At 68.6% G+C, this 15,186-nt stretch carries 14 protein-coding genes, 1 tRNA gene and 1 pseudogene; 11 read left to right on the top strand and 5 right to left on the bottom strand.

The window, feature by feature from the left end:
* Positions 1 to 413: 413 nt before the first annotated feature.
* The 5 genes from ACQB60_RS34705 to melC2 all read left to right on the top strand — a co-directional run bounded on the left by ACQB60_RS34705 (position 414) and on the right by melC2 (position 3,330).
* Positions 414 to 833 carry a subtilase-type protease inhibitor gene (locus ACQB60_RS34705; protein WP_496930095.1) on the top strand — a complete coding sequence of 140 codons (420 nt, stop codon included), beginning with the start codon at positions 414 to 416 and terminating at the stop codon, positions 831 to 833.
* A 294-nt stretch (positions 834 to 1,127) separates the two neighbouring features.
* Complete coding sequence (locus tag ACQB60_RS34700; protein WP_496930094.1) at positions 1,128 to 1,829, top strand: hypothetical protein; 702 nt, start codon at positions 1,128 to 1,130, stop codon at positions 1,827 to 1,829.
* 49 nt (positions 1,830 to 1,878) lie between these two features.
* Positions 1,879 to 1,965, top strand: a tRNA-Leu gene (locus ACQB60_RS34695).
* A 122-nt stretch (positions 1,966 to 2,087) separates the two neighbouring features.
* The gene (gene melC1, locus ACQB60_RS34690) at positions 2,088 to 2,483 is read left to right on the top strand and encodes an apotyrosinase chaperone MelC1 (protein WP_496930093.1); all 396 of its coding nucleotides are present in this window, start codon (positions 2,088 to 2,090) and stop codon (positions 2,481 to 2,483) included.
* Between the two features lie 19 nt (positions 2,484 to 2,502).
* A complete protein-coding gene (melC2, locus tag ACQB60_RS34685) occupies positions 2,503 to 3,330 on the top strand; it encodes a tyrosinase MelC2 (protein WP_496930092.1) in 828 nt (275 codons plus the stop codon).
* Between the two features lie 147 nt (positions 3,331 to 3,477).
* On the opposite strand, the gene ACQB60_RS34680 is transcribed toward melC2, so the two are convergent.
* The 3 genes from ACQB60_RS34680 to ACQB60_RS34670 form a co-directional block, all read right to left on the bottom strand.
* Positions 3,478 to 4,020, bottom strand: coding sequence for a dihydrofolate reductase family protein (locus ACQB60_RS34680; RefSeq protein WP_496930091.1), 543 nt, complete (start codon positions 4,018 to 4,020; stop codon positions 3,478 to 3,480).
* Positions 4,021 to 4,216: 196 nt separating this feature from the next.
* Complete coding sequence (locus tag ACQB60_RS34675) at positions 4,217 to 4,438, bottom strand: helix-turn-helix domain-containing protein (RefSeq protein ID WP_496930090.1); 222 nt, start codon at positions 4,436 to 4,438, stop codon at positions 4,217 to 4,219.
* On the bottom strand, positions 4,438 to 4,929 hold the full coding sequence (locus ACQB60_RS34670; RefSeq protein ID WP_496930089.1) for a DUF2975 domain-containing protein: 492 nt from the start codon (positions 4,927 to 4,929) through the stop codon (positions 4,438 to 4,440). Before ACQB60_RS34670 ends, ACQB60_RS34675 begins: the two co-directional genes overlap by 1 nt.
* 460 nt (positions 4,930 to 5,389) lie before the next feature.
* On the opposite strand from ACQB60_RS34670, the gene ACQB60_RS34665 reads away from it, so the two are divergent.
* From ACQB60_RS34665 to ACQB60_RS34650, 4 genes are all read left to right on the top strand, one after another.
* Entirely contained in the window at positions 5,390 to 7,123 is a 1,734-nt protein-coding gene (locus ACQB60_RS34665; RefSeq protein ID WP_496930088.1) for an ABC transporter permease, read from the top strand.
* A 126-nt stretch (positions 7,124 to 7,249) separates the two neighbouring features.
* Positions 7,250 to 8,599, top strand: coding sequence for an ABC transporter ATP-binding protein (locus ACQB60_RS34660; protein WP_496930087.1), 1,350 nt, complete (start codon positions 7,250 to 7,252; stop codon positions 8,597 to 8,599).
* Positions 8,600 to 9,118: 519 nt separating this feature from the next.
* Positions 9,119 to 10,330, top strand: a complete 1,212-nt coding sequence (locus ACQB60_RS34655; protein ID WP_496930086.1) for a serine hydrolase domain-containing protein — start codon at positions 9,119 to 9,121, stop codon at positions 10,328 to 10,330.
* A 58-nt stretch (positions 10,331 to 10,388) separates the two neighbouring features.
* Positions 10,389 to 11,102 (top strand): alpha/beta fold hydrolase, encoded by a 714-nt coding sequence (locus ACQB60_RS34650; protein WP_496930085.1) that lies wholly within the window; start codon positions 10,389 to 10,391, stop codon positions 11,100 to 11,102.
* Positions 11,103 to 11,153: 51 nt separating this feature from the next.
* Here the strand turns inward: ACQB60_RS34650 and ACQB60_RS34645 are convergent, their stop codons facing one another.
* Complete coding sequence (locus ACQB60_RS34645; protein WP_496930084.1) at positions 11,154 to 12,026, bottom strand: IS5 family transposase; 873 nt, start codon at positions 12,024 to 12,026, stop codon at positions 11,154 to 11,156.
* Positions 12,027 to 12,114: 88 nt separating this feature from the next.
* A complete protein-coding gene (locus ACQB60_RS34640; RefSeq protein WP_496930083.1) occupies positions 12,115 to 12,651 on the bottom strand; it encodes a helix-turn-helix domain-containing protein in 537 nt (178 codons plus the stop codon).
* 84 nt (positions 12,652 to 12,735) lie between these two features.
* Between ACQB60_RS34640 and ACQB60_RS34635 the strand changes: the two genes are divergently transcribed.
* The gene (locus ACQB60_RS34635) at positions 12,736 to 13,590 is read left to right on the top strand and encodes a class I SAM-dependent methyltransferase (RefSeq protein WP_496930082.1); all 855 of its coding nucleotides are present in this window, start codon (positions 12,736 to 12,738) and stop codon (positions 13,588 to 13,590) included.
* Between the two features lie 124 nt (positions 13,591 to 13,714).
* Positions 13,715 to 15,154, top strand: a pseudogene (locus ACQB60_RS34630) (MFS transporter); the annotation flags it as partial.
* Positions 15,155 to 15,186: the final 32 nt, after the last annotated feature.

The raw sequence follows: 15,186 nt of genomic DNA, 5'->3' as shown, positions 1-15,186 counted from the left end.
GGCCTTGCCCAGGGCAGCGCGGCCAAGGGTGCGGGACTCCGGCGGGGCGTCGACTTCGGCCCTGTCGCACTGAGTTCACCCTGGCGCGCCTCGACGGCTGACGCGCAAGCGGCACCGCGCATCCGCGCCAGCCAGGTCCACTTGCCCCTTTTGAGCCTAAATACCCTGGCTTGAAGCCCGCCCCGAGCAAGCACCTCGCCAGTCTCGGGCGGATCGCCTCACTGTCGCGCATACACCCGAAGTGCAACAACTTCGTTAATTCTACCCATAGTTGGAGCTTTGGTGGTGAGGTCGTCATTTGGCCAGGCAGTACTCACCGTGAGTGTCTAAACGTTTCCCCTCGGTTGTCGTTCTGGTGTGCGGTTGGGCAAGACTGCACCTCGTCGGCATGATCAACGACGAAGGAGTCCTTCATGCGCACCCTGACCAAGAGAACGGCAATCGCATCCTCGCTGGGGGCGACCTTGCTGATAGCCACCGCGGGCACGGCCGCAGCCGCCTCCCCGGAGCCCCAGTCCCGGCTCGTGATCGGCGTCGGCCACGGGGAGAACGCCCAGAGCATGCGCGCGGAGCGCACGGTGAGCCTGGGATGCGCACCGTCGGTGACCGGCGATCACCCTCACGCGGTCAAGGCGTGCGAGGACCTCATGCGTGTCGACGGCGCTTTCGACAGCCTGGCCGGCCTGAACCAGAACAAGGCATGCACCCTGGAGTACCGCCCGGTCACGGTGACCGTGGACGGCTACTGGAAGGGCAAGCGCGTCAGCTACGAGCACACGTTCCCGAACACGTGCGTAAAGAACCTCAACGCGTCGTACCTGTTCCAGCTCTGACCGTGCGCCCCGGATGAGCAGGCCCGCTCATCCCGTCAGGCCGTCGAGCAGCAGGTGCTCGACGGCCTGACCGTCGCACGCCGCTCTCGGCCAGAGGCCCCGCGCGACGTCTGCTGCGGCGCGGCAGCAACACGCCCTTGGGGACCGTGACTTCACCGGCCGAGGTCACCAGGCGCAGCCGTATCGGGCTGTCGGCGGCATGCGTCGTGCAGCGGTCCGTCACAAGAGCTCATCGCAGCGGAAGTTGCCTCAACATCAGGGGCCGATCCCCCGCCTCGACACAAGGAGCCTGTCTTGCGCGTCAACTCACCGATGCACAGCCCCGTCCTGCACGGATGCGCACTGGGCATCGCCGCCGTCCTCACCCTTGCCCCATCGGCCGCGGCCGACGACGAGCCCGTCGCGTCGGCTGCCGGCACCACCGTCACCCCCAGCGGCCACCGGTTCTCGGCAGCGGCAGAAGGCGACGTCGTCCTCGACGCAGGACCGGTGAAGATCACCTGCGCCCGGTCCACGACAACACCGTCCACGGGCAAGCTCAACCGGGTCCCCGACCGGCCCGCCAACACCAGCCCCGACGGCCCGGTCGTCCTGGACATCGCGCCACCGACGTTCAAGGAGTGCACCACCAACGCCCCCGGCCTCAAGGCAGACATCACCACCAACTCCGACCACGGCACCTGGCGGCTCGCCCTGCGCAACGGCGCTCCCGCCGAACTCATCATCCCTGCCCAGGGGTTCACGCTGACGACCAGCGGACTGCTGAGCTGCGCCGTGACGGCCGCACCCGACGCTGCTGCGCATGCGCGGGCAGCGTGGACCAACGGCGCACCGTCCGCACTGCGTTTCGCCGGTGCGTCCATCCCGGTCAAGATCGAGGGCGGCTTCTTCTGCCCCACTTCGATCGCTTCCGCCGCCATCACCGCCACCTACACGGTCACTGATGTGACGGACCCGGCCCGGCACATCGCCGTCTTGCCTGCGCAGCAGGGCTGACCGAACGCGATCCGGTCAAGCCGGCCGCAGGCGGCTGCCTGCGGCTCGCGGACGAGTGGCGAAAGCGGCATACGCAGCGGACTTAAAATCCGCCGCCCCCCCCTGGGGCATGTGGGTTCGAATCCCACCTCGTCCATTCCCTCAGTTCGTACATCTCGCGCATCTCGCACCTCGTATCGCACACCTCGTATCGCGCACCTCGTATCGCGCATCTCGCATCTCGCATCAACCAGCTCACCCACGTATCGGGGAATCGCCATGTCTCAACTCACCCGCCGTCATGCCCTGGGCCTGGCCTCCGGCGCCACCGCCGGCCTCACCGTCGCGGCTCTCACCGCCACCAAGGCCCACGCCACCGCTCACCCGTCCGGCAATGCCGCCGCTCCCCTGTCCGGCAATACGGTGCCGGAAGCCTTCGACGAGGTGTTCCAGGGCCGCCATATACAGGGCTCGCCCACGGCCGACGGCCCTCACCACGGCGGTGGTTACGCCGTGTTCATCGACGGCCGCGAGCTGCACGTGATGCGGAACGCGGACGGCACGTGGATCAGCGTGGTGAACCACTACGCGCCGATGGCCACTCCCCGCCAGCTCACCCGGGCGGCCGTCGTCGACCTCCAGGGGGCCGACCTGGTCCCGTTCGCCACCCGCTGACCCCGGCCGGAGGAGCATCGTGTCCTTACGGAAGAACCAGGCCGCCCTGACCGCCGACGAGAAGCGGCGCTTCGTCGAGGCCCTGCTGGAACTCAAACGCCGCGGCAGGTACGACGCCTACGTCACCACGCACAACGCATTCATCATGAGCGACACCGACTTCGGGGACCGCGTCGGTCACCGGTCGCCGTCGTTCCTGCCCTGGCATCGCAGGTTCCTCATCCAGTTCGAACAGGACCTGCAGGCCATCGACGCATCGGTGACGCTGCCCTACTGGGACTGGACCGCCGACCGCACCCCCGCCGCCTCGCTGTGGGCGCCCGACTTCCTCGGCGGCACCGGACGGGCCCGCGACGGGCAAGTCATGGACGGGCCCTTCAGCGCCGCCGGCAAGGGGTGGCCCGTCAACGTCAGCGTCGACGGACGCCGCTACCTGCGCCGCGCCCTGGGCGCCCAAGGAACGCAGTTGCCCACCCGGGCCGAGGTCGACCGTGTCCTTTCCCTCTCCACGTATGACACGGCCCCCTGGAACAGCGCCTCCCAGGGCTTCCGCAACCACCTCGAGGGCTGGAGGGGCGCCAACCTCCACAACAGGGTCCACGTCTGGGTCGGCGGCCAGATGGCCACCGGCGTCTCCCCCAACGACCCTGTCTTCTGGCTCCATCACGCCTTCGTCGACAAGCTCTGGGCCCAATGGCAGCAGCGCCATCCCGACGCCCCGTATCTGCCGGACGCCGACACCCCCGACGTCGTCGACCTGAACGACACCATGCGGCCGTGGAACGACGTCACCCCGGCCGACCTGCTCGACCACACTCCCTACTACACCTTCGACACCCTGGTCTGACCCCCGCACCGTGCGGGGGGGGGGGCGGCTGGTGCGCAGGGGGCGGGTCGGCCTCGCGGTCGGCCCGACACCTGGGCACCCGGGTCTGCCGAGACGGCGTGGCAGGCGCGAACGTTCGCGGTCGCACCAGCTGTTGGAGGGTCGCGGCTACTTCCGCACGCGGAAGCGGAGCGTCGTGACGGCGCCCGACTGGGTGTTGCTGAAGGGCTCCAGGTCGATCCTGCCGAGGCTTGGGGGCGAGAAGCGGACGCCGTCGCCCAGCAGCACCGGTAGGACGTACACCAGGATCTCGTCGACGAGCCCGTGCTGCAGGCACTGGGCGGCCACGTCGGCACCGAGGATCTCGAGGTTCTTGCCGCCCGCGGCGTCGCGTGCCGTGGCAACGGCTTCCTCAAGTCCACAGGTGAGGAACGTGACGGCAGGGTCCGGCTCCTCGGGAGGCTCGTGCGTGAGGACGAACTGTGCTCCCCCGTCGTACGCGGTGTCCTGGTCGGCCATGCGCTTGGCGACCTCGTACGTGCCCCGGCCGATGAGCATGGCGCCCGTGGCCGCCATGACCTCCGGGACCTCGGCCGCGGTCAGGTGCTCGGCGATCCAGTCCATCGCGTGGCCCGGGCCGGCGATGAAGCCGTCCAGCGACATCGCCCGGTTCACGACCACTTTGCCGGTGCCGAAGCCCACATCACTCATGCGTATTCTCCACGGATCTTGGAGGCTCGAGGCCGGGTCATGGTTCGTGCGGTGGGGAGTTGGAAGCGTATCTGCGGTGGCACAACGCCAACAACCGGCAGCCGGGCGGCTGACTGCCCAGTGCCGGCAACGTGCCCGGGCCCCGGGTACGGTCCAAGGCAACCGGGATCGGCGGTGACGCGTCGGCAGGCACGGTTCATTCGCCCGCGGTGTCCTCGGCCTCCCAGCGCAGCAGGTCGCCCGGCTGGCATTTCAGCACCTCGCAGAGCGCGGCGAGCGTCGTGAAGCGCACCGCCTTGGCGCGGCCGTTCTTGAGGACCGCCAGGTTGGCGGGTGTGATCCCCACGCGGTCCGCGAGTTCACCCACGGACATTTTCCGCCGGGCCAGCATCACGTCGATCTCGACGGTGATCGGCATCAGATCACCTCGTCCAACTCGGCCTGCATCCGCGTGGCTTCGACGTCGCGGGCGACGGCCTGGGCGAGCAGCATCCGCAGCACGAGCACGATGAGCGCGACTCCCAGGATGGCCAGGCCGATCCCGCCCATGATGAGGGTGACGCCCGGGTCGTCCCGCTGGCCGGGTGCGTTGAGGGCCGTGACCGTGAACCACACGAGGGCAGCCGCGACAATCGCGCCGATGATGACATCCACGTACCGGAAGGCTGCGTGGGAGAACACGGTTCCGCGTCGCACCATCGTCACCAGTCGCCCTACACAGACCAGGGCGATCTGGACCGTCCCGATGCCCAGGATCGTGATCACACGCAGCGGGGTCAGCGGGAGCGACCCGTCCTCCGGGTCCTTCCCGCTGACCAACGCCCACACCATCAATGCCTGTACGAACACGGTGCCGGTGAGCACCAGCACGAGCACGGCGCGCAGCGCGCGCACTGTCAGCTTTCCCATGCCCCGTCCTCCCATCGAACCACGATGGGAACCTATCGAATATCGATAGATTAGCCAAGGGGTGCGAGGGCCTTCCTGAAGAGCGGTTCAGGTGCTTCAGGTCGCCTTCAGAGGCCGTTCGGCATGGTGAACGGGCGGCGCGGGAACCGACCACGCGCCCTGGCCGAGGACGAGAGGAGGTGGTCGTTGTGTTCTACGGCGACCCTCCCAGTAGCCCGTCCCGCCGTGACCGGTGTGTCGTTCCCGGTGACCGGCCTCGGCGCTTCGCCGCCTGATCTCAGCATTCTTCTTCTCAGTCTCGGCAGAGCCATCGCTGTGCTGCCGCCCTGTTCGGCGTTCCGCTGCCGCATGCAGCCTCCGGCTGCCGCTCTCCGGCTCTCGCCCCTACCCGTCCCCCGGGCCGTGCCCGCGCGGAGCCCCGCGCCCCGCCGCCGTGCCCGCATGACCTTCCGGGTTCCCCATGTCGAAACTCCGCCAGTTCCCCTCCCGCGGCGCTGTCCGCGTCGCCCGCACGCGCCCCGTCGACGTGCTCGTCCTGCTCGGCATCGTCGCGGTCTTCTATCTCGTGGCCCGCCTCGGCGCCTCGGCCGACCAGCCCTTCGACGCCGATCAGCCACCGGTCGTCTCCACCGACCCGGGCCAACTGCCCTACTACGCGGGCCGCTCCATGCTCCGTATGTTCGCGGGACTGGTCCCCGCGGTGATCTTCACCTTCGTCTTCGGCACCTGGGCCGCCCGCTCCCGGCGCGCGGCCAAGGTGATCGTGCCGGCCATCGACATCCTGCAGTCGGTGCCGGTCCTGACCTTCCTGAGCATCACCGTTACCGGATTCATCGCGCTGTTCCCCGGCTCCACTCTCGGCCTCGAACTCGCCTCCGTCTTCGCGGTGTTCACCGCACTGGTGTGGAACATGGCGATGGCCTTCTACCAGTCCCTGACCACCCAGCCGAAGGACCTCGACGAGGCGGCCCGCCTGCTCCGTCTCACCCGATGGCAGCGGTTCTGGAAGGTGGACGTGCCCAGCGGCATGATCGCCCAGGTCTGGAACGGCATGATCAGCTTCGGCGCCGCGTGGTTCGCGCTGTCCGCCTCCGAGACGATCAGCGTGCACGGCAAGGACAACGGCCTGCCCGGCGTCGGCTCGTACGTGGCCCAGGCCCTGGACAACGGAGAGGGCTCACGGGTCGCCCTGGCCATCGCCGTCATGATCACGATGGTCGTGTCCGTCAACTTCTTCTTCTGGCGGCCCGTCACGGCCTGGGCCGAGCGGTTCCGCACCGAGGACTGCGAGATCGCCGAGCAGCCCCGCAGCTGGTTCCTGAACCTGCTGCGCCGCTCGGCCGTGCCCTCGCTGCTCGGGCGGATGCTGCGCCCGGCCGGTGAGCGCCTCGACCGCGCCATGCGCGTGCTCGGCACCAGCCCCGGGCGGCTGCACCACGACCCGGTCCGCCGCAGGCGCGCCGACCTCGTCTTCTACGTCCTCTATGCCGTGGCCCTCGCCTTGATCCTCTGGCACGCCTGCGCGTACATCCTCGCCAACGTGCCCGTCGGCGAGGTCGGGCACGCGGCCTGGCTCGCGCTGATCACCTACGGCCGGGTCATGATCCTCGTGGTGTTCTCCACGCTGGTGTGGGTGCCGATCGGCGCCTGGATCGGCATGAACCCCAAGGTCAACCGCATCGCACAGCCGATCGTCCAGGTCCTTGCCTCCTTCCCCTCCAACTTCCTCTTCCCGCTGGCCATCGTGGCGCTCCACGCCTCCGGCATCTCCCTGAACTGGGGCGCCATCGCGCTGATGGCCCTCGGCGCCCAGTGGTACGTCCTGTTCAACGTGATCGCCGGCGCCAGCGCCATCCCGGGCGACCTGCGCGAGGCCGCCGACAACCTGGGGCTGCGCGGCTGGCTGCGCTGGAAGAAGCTGATCCTGCCCGCCGTCTTCCCCTCCTACACGACGGGCGCCCTGACGGCGTCCGGCGGCGCCTGGAACGCCTCCATCCCCGGCGAGCTCGTCAGCTACGGCACCACCACGCTCACCGCCGTCGGCATCGGCGCGTACATCACGCAGGCCACCGACTCGGGCGACTTCGCCCGCAACTTCCTCGGCGCGGTCCTCATGAGCGTCTACGTCGTGATCATCAACCGCCTGCTCTGGCGCCGCCTCTACCGCTTCGCACAGCGCCGCTGCGCCCTGTGACCTGTCACTTGTCACCCGTGGCCCGGCCACGTGCCTGTGGCCGGGCCGGGCCGGGCCACGCACGGCGAGCGCGCCGCCGCCCCACCCCTCCCCCTCCCTCTCCCTCCACTGCCAAGGAGCGATCCCATGAACCTCAGCAACACCGCAGTCGTACGTGTCCCCGTCATCACCGAGACGTCCGTCATCACCGTCACCGGCCTGCACAAGCACTTCTCCACCCCCGGCGGCGACGTGCTCCCGGTCCTCCACGACATCGACCTCACCCTCCACGAGGGCGAGATCGTCGCCCTCCTGGGCAAGTCCGGCTCCGGCAAATCGACGCTGCTGCGCCACGTCGCCGGGCTCCTCGCCCCGTCCTCCGGCACCGTCCACTACCGCGGCAAGCCGGTCGACGGCCCCAACCCCGGCACGGCCATGCTCTTCCAGTCCTTCGCCCTGATGCCCTGGCTCACGGTGCAGCAGAACGTCGAACTGGGTTTGCAGGCACGGGGCGTCGCGCCCGCCGAGCGCCGGGAGCGGGCGCTCGCGGCCATCGACATGGTCGGCCTCGACGGCTTCGAGAACGCCTACCCCAAGGAGCTCTCCGGCGGCATGCGCCAGCGCGTCGGCTTCGCCCGCGCGCTGGTCGTGCGGCCGGACGTACTCCTGATGGACGAGCCGTTCTCCGCCCTGGACGTCCTGACCGCACAGACGCTGCGCAACGATCTCCTCGAACTGCTCACCCACCCCGAAAGCCCCACCCGCACCGCCCTGTTGGTCACCCACTCCATCGAGGAGGCCGTCCAGCTCGCCGACCGCATCCTCATCCTCGGCACCGACCCCGGAACCATCGAGGTCGAACTCCGGGTGGACCTGCCGCGCCCCCGCAACCGCCACACGCGCGGCTTCGAGGCCCTGATCGAGGACGCGTACGAGTCCCTCACCGGCCAGCGGGCCGAATCCCCGGCAACCGCCGGCCCGCACGACCCGCTGCGCGCCGCGAAGCCACTGCCGCTCGTGAACGTCGAGCAGCTCACCGGCCTCCTCGAAGAACTCGACAACCGCGGCGGCGCCGTCGAACTCCCCGCGCTCTCCGACGCGTTGGTGTACGCGGTCGACGACCTGATGCCGCTGGTGGAGGCGGCCGAGGCGCTCGCCTACGCCCGGATCAGGGACGGCAAGCTGCGCCTGACGACCACCGGCAGCGGCTTCGCGGCCGCCGACATCCTGACCCGCAAGCACCTCTTCGCCGCCGCGGTGCTCGCCAACGTCCCGCTCATCGCCACCATCCGCACCCTCCTCACGGCATCCGCCGACGGACGCCTGCGCGAGGAGCACGTCACCGACCGCCTGCGCACGAACTCCTCGGAGCTCGCGGCACAGCGGCAGCTCCACGTCGCGATCAGCTGGGGCCGGTACGCCGAGCTCTTCGAGTACGACGCCCGCGACCGCACCCTGCTGCTCCCCTGCGAGGACCGTCCCCCGCAGGCCGACTAGGGCCTGTCCGCAACACCCGAACACCCGAACACCCGCAAGGCGAAAGGTGAACCGATGACGACGCAGCCCGTGCCCCGCCCGCAGCCCGCGGCCGACCGGCTCCCCGCAGGTGAGTTGATACGCACCGCCGCCCACGCACTCGCACTCGCACTCGCACGGCGAAGGCGCACCACGGCATCACCCGTGATCCGTCTGCTGGTCTCCGCGCCTCCCCAGCGCTCGCGTGCACGCACCGTGCTCCCGCACACGTACACAACGACACGTATGCGCCGCGCTTCGATGACCACTCGGACGGCAGGAGCGCCTCCCCGCAGACCGCCAGCGGGCCCTGCACTCCCCGCACCGACGCCGCGCGGATGCGGATCACCTCTGCCACAGCCGCACTTGCCCACGGCTGCGCCCACCAACGGTCCTGCGGGCACCCGACCGGTCATGTCTCCGCGATCTTGGTGACGTAAAATCTGGGGCCCTCGGGCGGAAAATCCGGCCGAGTTGCCTCTGGGGGGAAGCACTATGTCGATGCTCACCACACGTCATCACAGTGGCCGTCTGGCGTGGGCCGCCACGGCCGCCGTCAGCACCGTGGCCGCCCTCGCCTGCACCGCCGGTTCCGCTGTCGCCGCCCCGTCGGCGCCCGCGAAGCCCGCCGCCACGGCCACGGCAGCGGACCACAGCGCGACGCAGGAAGCCCTCAACGCCGTTCAGCGGGCGGGGATGTACGGGGTCGCGGCCGAAACACAGACAAACGAGGGCCGGTGGTTCGGCTCGGCGGGTTACGCCGACGTCGCCACCCAGCGCAAGCGCACCGCCAAGGACCACATGCGGGCCGGCAGCATCACCAAGTCCTTTGTCGCCGTTGTCCTGTTGCAGCTCGAGGGCGAGGGAAAGCTGAGCCTGGACGACACCGTGGAGCACTGGCTGCCCGGCGTGGTCCAGGGAAACGGAAACGACGGCAACAAGGTCACGGTCCGTCAGCTCCTCAACCACACCAGCGGGATCCACGACATGGTCGAGACTCCTGAGTGGCGCGCGTACATGAACGGTCCGGGCTTCCTCGCGCACCGCTTCGAGACCCGGACCCCGCGGCAGATCGTCGACATGGGCCTCAAGTACGCGCCGGATTTCGAGCCCGGATCGAAGTGGCACTACTCCAACACCAACTTCGTGCTGGCCGGCATGATCATCGAGAAGGTGTCGGGAAACCCGTACGGGGTGGAGGCCACGCAGCGCATCATCAAGCCGCTGGGCCTGAGGGAGACGACCTTCCCCGGCACCAACCCGAAGATGCCCGCGCCCTACGCGATCGGCTACTCCAAGCTCTACGCCGAGAAGCCGGGCCCCGAGGTCTACGACGCCACGGAGTACAACCCCGCCTGGTCCGGTGCCACCGGCGAGGTCATCAGCACCACCGGCGACCTCAACCGGTTCTACGGCAGCCTGATGCAGGGCAAGCTGCTCAAGCCCGCGCAGCAGAAGGAGCTGCTGACCACGGTCAAGACGGGCACCTTCTTCGACTACGGCCTCGGGCTGATCGTGCGCACCCTCAGCTGCGGCAAGAAGGTCTACGGTCACGACGGCATCGTCTGGGGATCGCTTTCCAGCTCGGCCACCACCGCGAACGGCAAGCACAGCCTGACGTTCCACCTCAACAGTGACTGGCTGGAGGACGGCAAGCCGTACGCGGACGTCTTCGAGGCGGAGTTCTGCAGCAAGCCGGCCAAGGCCGACTAGGGCCTGTATCGAAAGTATTTCCTAGAAGATCGTCAGGCTGCCCGGCTACGGTGCGGGCATGGTGAATTTCGTGCTGGTGGCCGGTGCGCGGCTCGGGGCGTGGGCGTGGGGCGAGGTGGTGCCGTATCTGCGTGCGGCTGGCCACGGCGTCTATCCGTTGACGCTGTCCGGTCTTGCTGACAAGCGGGGTGTACCGGCAGGGCAAGCGACTCACGTCCAGGACATCGTTGCCGAGGTAGAACGCCAGGATCTGCGTGACGTGGTCCTGGTGGGTCACAGTTACTCGGGCATCCCGGTCGGTCAGGCCGCGGAGCGGATCGGCGACCGACTGGCCCGCGTGGTATTCGTCGACTCAAGCGTTCCCACGGACGGCGAGTCGTTTGTCTCCGCCTGGCCGGAGGGCGGGGCGGCAGTGGAGGCGTCGATCGCCGAGAATGGGGGGTTCTGGCCGCTTGCGCCAGCTGCTCATTACGACGGCGAAGGTCTCACCGATGAGCAGATCGCACGCCTCGTGCGCGGCTCGACGCCTCACCCGGGGGCCACGCTGACCGAGCCCGCTGTCCTGGCGGGGCCGCTCGGTGAACTTCCGGCGACATACATCCTGTGCGTGATGCCGGGGGCCGAGCCCGACGACGCCGAGCCCGACGAAGACCTGGCCGAGCTGCTGACCAGCAAGCACTGGCGGCTGGCCAAGATGGACACCGGCCATTGGCCGATGTTCTCCCAGCCGCGCGAGCTGGCGCAGATCCTCCTCAATGCTGCCGTGGAGTGAGAGCACCTTCATGCCTGCGGGCTGGTTTTGGACGCGCTTGATGTGCGCTGGTCATAGCCATTCGCCGATGGCCGCTATGAGGACGGTCGCCTCGTAGCGGACCGTCAGCTTGTCGTATCGGGTGACGACAGCACGGTTCCTCTTGAGGCGGTTGATCCCGCACTCGACCGCATGGCGCTCGCGGTAGTCGACCGGGTCGAAGTGCGGGGGTCGGCCTCTGCGGGATCCGAGCTTCTGGCGGTTGCGTGCCTGGTCGGCCTTGTCCGGGATGGTGCAGCGGATTCCGCGGCGGCGCAGGTAAGCGCGGTTTTTGCGGGAGGCGTACGCCTTGTCGGCACGCACGCGGTCGGGGAGGACGCGTGGCCGGCCCGGTCCGATGCGGGGCACGCGGACCTTCTCCAGCACGGGTTCGAACTGAGAGTCACCGCGCTGTCCTGCCGTGACCACGATCGACATGGGCTTCTGACCCTGTTCGACGGCCAGGTGCAGCTTGGTGGTGAACCCGCCGCGTGATCTTCCCAGCCCGTGATCATGGGGCTCGTTGAAGATGCCGCCCGGCGGTTCCTTCTGCAGGTCGCCCTGCTTGCGGGCCCCGGCCGCATGCTGATGGGCGCGGCACACCGTGGAGTCGATGCTCAGGTCCCACGTGATCGCCCCCTTCGCGTCCGCCAGGGACTGGAGCCGGGTGAGGATTCGGTGCCAGGTCCCGCTCCGCTGCCATCGGCGGAACAGGTCATAGACCCGGCTCCACGGTCCGTACTCGGCGGGCACGTCCCGCCACGGAACGCCGGTCCGGACCCGAAACCGTATGCCGTCGATCAGCCGACGCCGCTGCCAGACGGGCGGCCGCCCCGCCCTGGCGCCCTTCGGCAACAACGGCTCCAGCACCGCCCACTGCTCGTCCGTGAGATCTCCACGCCCCATGAACCGTGATCATTCACAGCTCAAGATCCACTTTCGATACACAGCCTAGGTGTATTGACCACAAGCGTTGTTGACACTCGCGGTCGGTTTAGGTCTGGAGATGGTTGCGGTCGCCCTCGTGGTCGAGGATGACCAGGACCTCGGCGGGGCCTCGGTCACTGCGGACGGCGTGGGGGGTCATGGTCGAGAACGAGGCGGCCTGGCCGGCCTCGACGCGGATGACGCGTTCGCCGAGATATAGGACGACGGTCCCGGACAGCACGGTGAACCAGTCCCTGCCGGGATGGACACCCATGTCGTTCGGAGCGACGCTGCCCGCCTGGTCGGTGATGCGCATCTTGGCGACGGTCAGCCCCTGGGGCCCGTCGCCCCTGGTGAGCAACCAAGTGGTCAGGCCGCGGGCCTCATCGCGGGTGGGCCGGATGACAACGTCGGAGTCATCGGGGGACTCCACGAGTTCGTCGAGCGACTTGCCCAGCGCCCCGGAGATGGCGGTGAGCTGGTCGAGGCTGATACGGCGGTGCCCGGTCTCGATGCGGCTGAGCTGCGACGGGCTGATGCCCGCGCGCTCGGCAAGGTTGTCCAGCGACCAGCCGCGCGCCTTGCGCAGAGACCTGATCCGCATCCTGACGGTGGCATCCAAAGTCGATTCTTGCTCCACCGGCAAGAGCCTATGACATCCCAGCAATGATCTCTTTACCGTCGGGGTATGAACACACACCACGACACTGGCGATCATATCGGGCATGAGCGGGCGGCAGGTTCCGACATCGCTCTGGCGAAGCTGCTCGAACTTGACGCTGAAGTCCTCGCTTCTTACCTCGCTGAGCTGACCGGCTGGCTCGCGGAACTCACGTCCTCCGGCCCATCCCTGATCCTGGATCTGGGCAGTGGTCCCGGCACCGGCAGTGTCGCTTTGGCCCGCCAGTTTCCCTCGGCGCACGTGACGGCGGTGGACCTTTCCCCGCAGATGCTGCACCGCCTGCGCAAGCAGGCCGCCGTACACGGCGTCGCCGACCGGATCAGCACGGTTGAGGCAAACATCGACGGGCCCTGGGACGAGATCGGTGAGAACGGGCCGTACGACCTGATCTGGGCTGCCTCGTTCCTGCACCACGTGGCCGACCCCGCCCGCACTCTGGCCCGGACCTTCGAGCTGCTGCGGCCGGGCGGGCTCCTGGCTGTCACCGAGATGGACTTCTTCCCCCTCTATCTGCCCGAGGACACAGGGGTCGGCCGGCCCGGCCTCGAGGCCCGCCTGCACGCCGCCACGAACACCCAACCGGACCACGAGTGGACCGACCAGCTCAGGAACGCCGGGTTCACCGTCGAGAAGCGGCCCTTCGAGATCCGTCTCGACCACGCCCAGGCGGGACCGTCCGTGAACGCCTATGCCCAGGCTTTCTTGGCCAAGCTGCGCTCCCACGCCACCGACCTGCTCGACGCGGATGACCTGGCGGCCTTGGACGTCCTGCTGGACGGAACACAGCCGAACAGCATTGCCCGCCGTGACGATCTGCGCGTGCACACCACCCGCACCACCTGGATCGCGCGCCGCCCCTGACCCGTAGAGCGGGCCGCGCCAAAAGCCGCAGCTCGCCCAACCCTCTGCTCCCTGCCTTTTCGTTCGTTGACTTGGAGTTCGTCATGAGTACGCGTCTGCTGCGGCCCTCGAATCCGACGGCGTAGGCGCGCCCGCGCCTCGTCGTGGTCGCATCCTGGCCATGCTGGGCCTGGCTCAGCTGATGGTGGTCCTGGACACCTCCATCGTGAACATCGCCCTGCCGTCGGCCCAGGACGACCTTGGGTTCTCCGACGGCTCCCGGCAGTGGATCATCACCGCCTACGCGCTGGCGTTTGCCGCCCTGCTCCTGCTCGGTGGAAGACTGGCCGACCTCTTCGGCCGCAAACCAGCCCTTCTTATCGGCGCGGGCGGCTTCGCCGTCGCTTCCGCCCTCGGCGGCATCGCCCCCTCCTTCGCGGTTCTGGTCGCCGCCCGCGCACTGCAGGGCATCTTCGCCGCGCTGCTCGCCCCGGCCATCCTGTCGCTGCTGAACACCACGTTCACCGAACCTCAGGAGCGCGCCAAGGCGTTCGGGATCTTCGGTGCGATCGGAGCCTCCGGCACGGTGCTCGGTCTGCTGGTCGGGGGCACGCTGACGCAATTCCTGGACTGGCGCTGGACCATGTTCATCAATGTCGCCTTCGCCGCCGTCGTCATCCTCGGCGGAGTGCGGCTGCTGACCCACACCCGGGACAAGGCCAGCTCCCGCCTCGACCTGCCAGGCACCGTGATGATTTCGGCCGGGTTGTTCGCTCTGGTCTAGGGATTCTCCAACGCCGAGTCCCACTCCTGTGGCTCGCCCCTGACCTGGGGTTTCCTCGCCGCCGGGGTCGTACTGATCGCCATGTTCGTCCTCTGGCAGCGCCGTGCCAGCGACCCGCTGCTGCCCCTGAGCGTACTGCGCGACCGTGACCGGGCCGCTTCGTTCACCGCTCTACTGGTCACCGGCGCGGGCCTGTTCGGCGTCCTGCTGTTCCTGACGTACTACCTGCAGATCAACCGTGGATTCAGCCCTGTCGCCACCGGCCTTGCGTTCCTGCCGATGATCTTCGCGATGATGATCGTCGCCCAGGTCTCCACCAACAAGCTCCTTCCCGCTCTCGGAGCGAAGAAGGTACTGCCAGCTGGCTTCGTCACCTCTGGCGCCGGTCTGCTGTGGCTCACTGCCATCACCCTCACCTCCAGCTACTGGATCCATGTCCTGCCCCCGCTGGTCGTCATCGGCACGGGTCTGGGCGCTGTCATTCCGCCCGCGATGTCCCTTGCCACGTAGAACGTGCCCGCCGAAGACGCCGGCGTCGCTTCAGCCGCCGTCAACGTCATGCAGCAAGTCGGCGGCTCCATCGGCACCGCCCTGTTCAACACCCTCGCCGCCAGCGCCGCCGCCTCCTACCTGGTCGGTAAGAACGCCACGGACGCGGCAGTCCAGGGCGAGGCCGCCGTGCACAGCTACACCACCGCCTTCGCCTGGGCCGCCGGCCTCTTCTTTGCCGACGCCCTCATCACGTCTCTCCTCTACCGGGCCCGCACCACCACCCAGCACGACACACCCGTCCTTGTCTGACCCCACCGGACACGGCTGGGCGGCAGTACATC

Source organism: Streptomyces odontotermitis, from assembly GCF_050510915.1.
Classification (GTDB): Bacteria; Actinomycetota; Actinomycetes; order Streptomycetales; family Streptomycetaceae; genus Streptomyces.
The sequence above is the reverse complement of the archived record's forward strand: the minus strand, read 5'-3'. Positions and strand labels throughout refer to the sequence as shown.

Excerpts from the sequence above, each read along its gene's own strand:
- ACQB60_RS34705 (WP_496930095.1), top strand. The coding sequence starts at position 414 with ATGCGCACCCTGACCAAGAGAACGGCAATCGCATCCTCGCTGGGGGCG.
- melC1 (WP_496930093.1), top strand. The coding sequence starts at position 2,088 with ATGTCTCAACTCACCCGCCGTCATGCCCTGGGCCTGGCCTCCGGCGCC.
- ACQB60_RS34680 (WP_496930091.1), bottom strand. The coding sequence starts at position 4,020 with ATGAGTGATGTGGGCTTCGGCACCGGCAAAGTGGTCGTGAACCGGGCG.
- ACQB60_RS34675 (WP_496930090.1), bottom strand. The coding sequence starts at position 4,438 with ATGCCGATCACCGTCGAGATCGACGTGATGCTGGCCCGGCGGAAAATG.
- ACQB60_RS34670 (WP_496930089.1), bottom strand. The coding sequence starts at position 4,929 with ATGGGAAAGCTGACAGTGCGCGCGCTGCGCGCCGTGCTCGTGCTGGTG.
- ACQB60_RS34665 (WP_496930088.1), top strand. The coding sequence starts at position 5,390 with ATGTCGAAACTCCGCCAGTTCCCCTCCCGCGGCGCTGTCCGCGTCGCC.
- ACQB60_RS34660 (WP_496930087.1), top strand. The coding sequence starts at position 7,250 with ATGAACCTCAGCAACACCGCAGTCGTACGTGTCCCCGTCATCACCGAG.
- ACQB60_RS34655 (WP_496930086.1), top strand. The coding sequence starts at position 9,119 with ATGCTCACCACACGTCATCACAGTGGCCGTCTGGCGTGGGCCGCCACG.
- ACQB60_RS34650 (WP_496930085.1), top strand. The coding sequence starts at position 10,389 with ATGGTGAATTTCGTGCTGGTGGCCGGTGCGCGGCTCGGGGCGTGGGCG.
- ACQB60_RS34645 (WP_496930084.1), bottom strand. The coding sequence starts at position 12,026 with ATGGGGCGTGGAGATCTCACGGACGAGCAGTGGGCGGTGCTGGAGCCG.
- ACQB60_RS34640 (WP_496930083.1), bottom strand. The coding sequence starts at position 12,651 with ATGCGGATCAGGTCTCTGCGCAAGGCGCGCGGCTGGTCGCTGGACAAC.
- ACQB60_RS34635 (WP_496930082.1), top strand. The coding sequence starts at position 12,736 with ATGAACACACACCACGACACTGGCGATCATATCGGGCATGAGCGGGCG.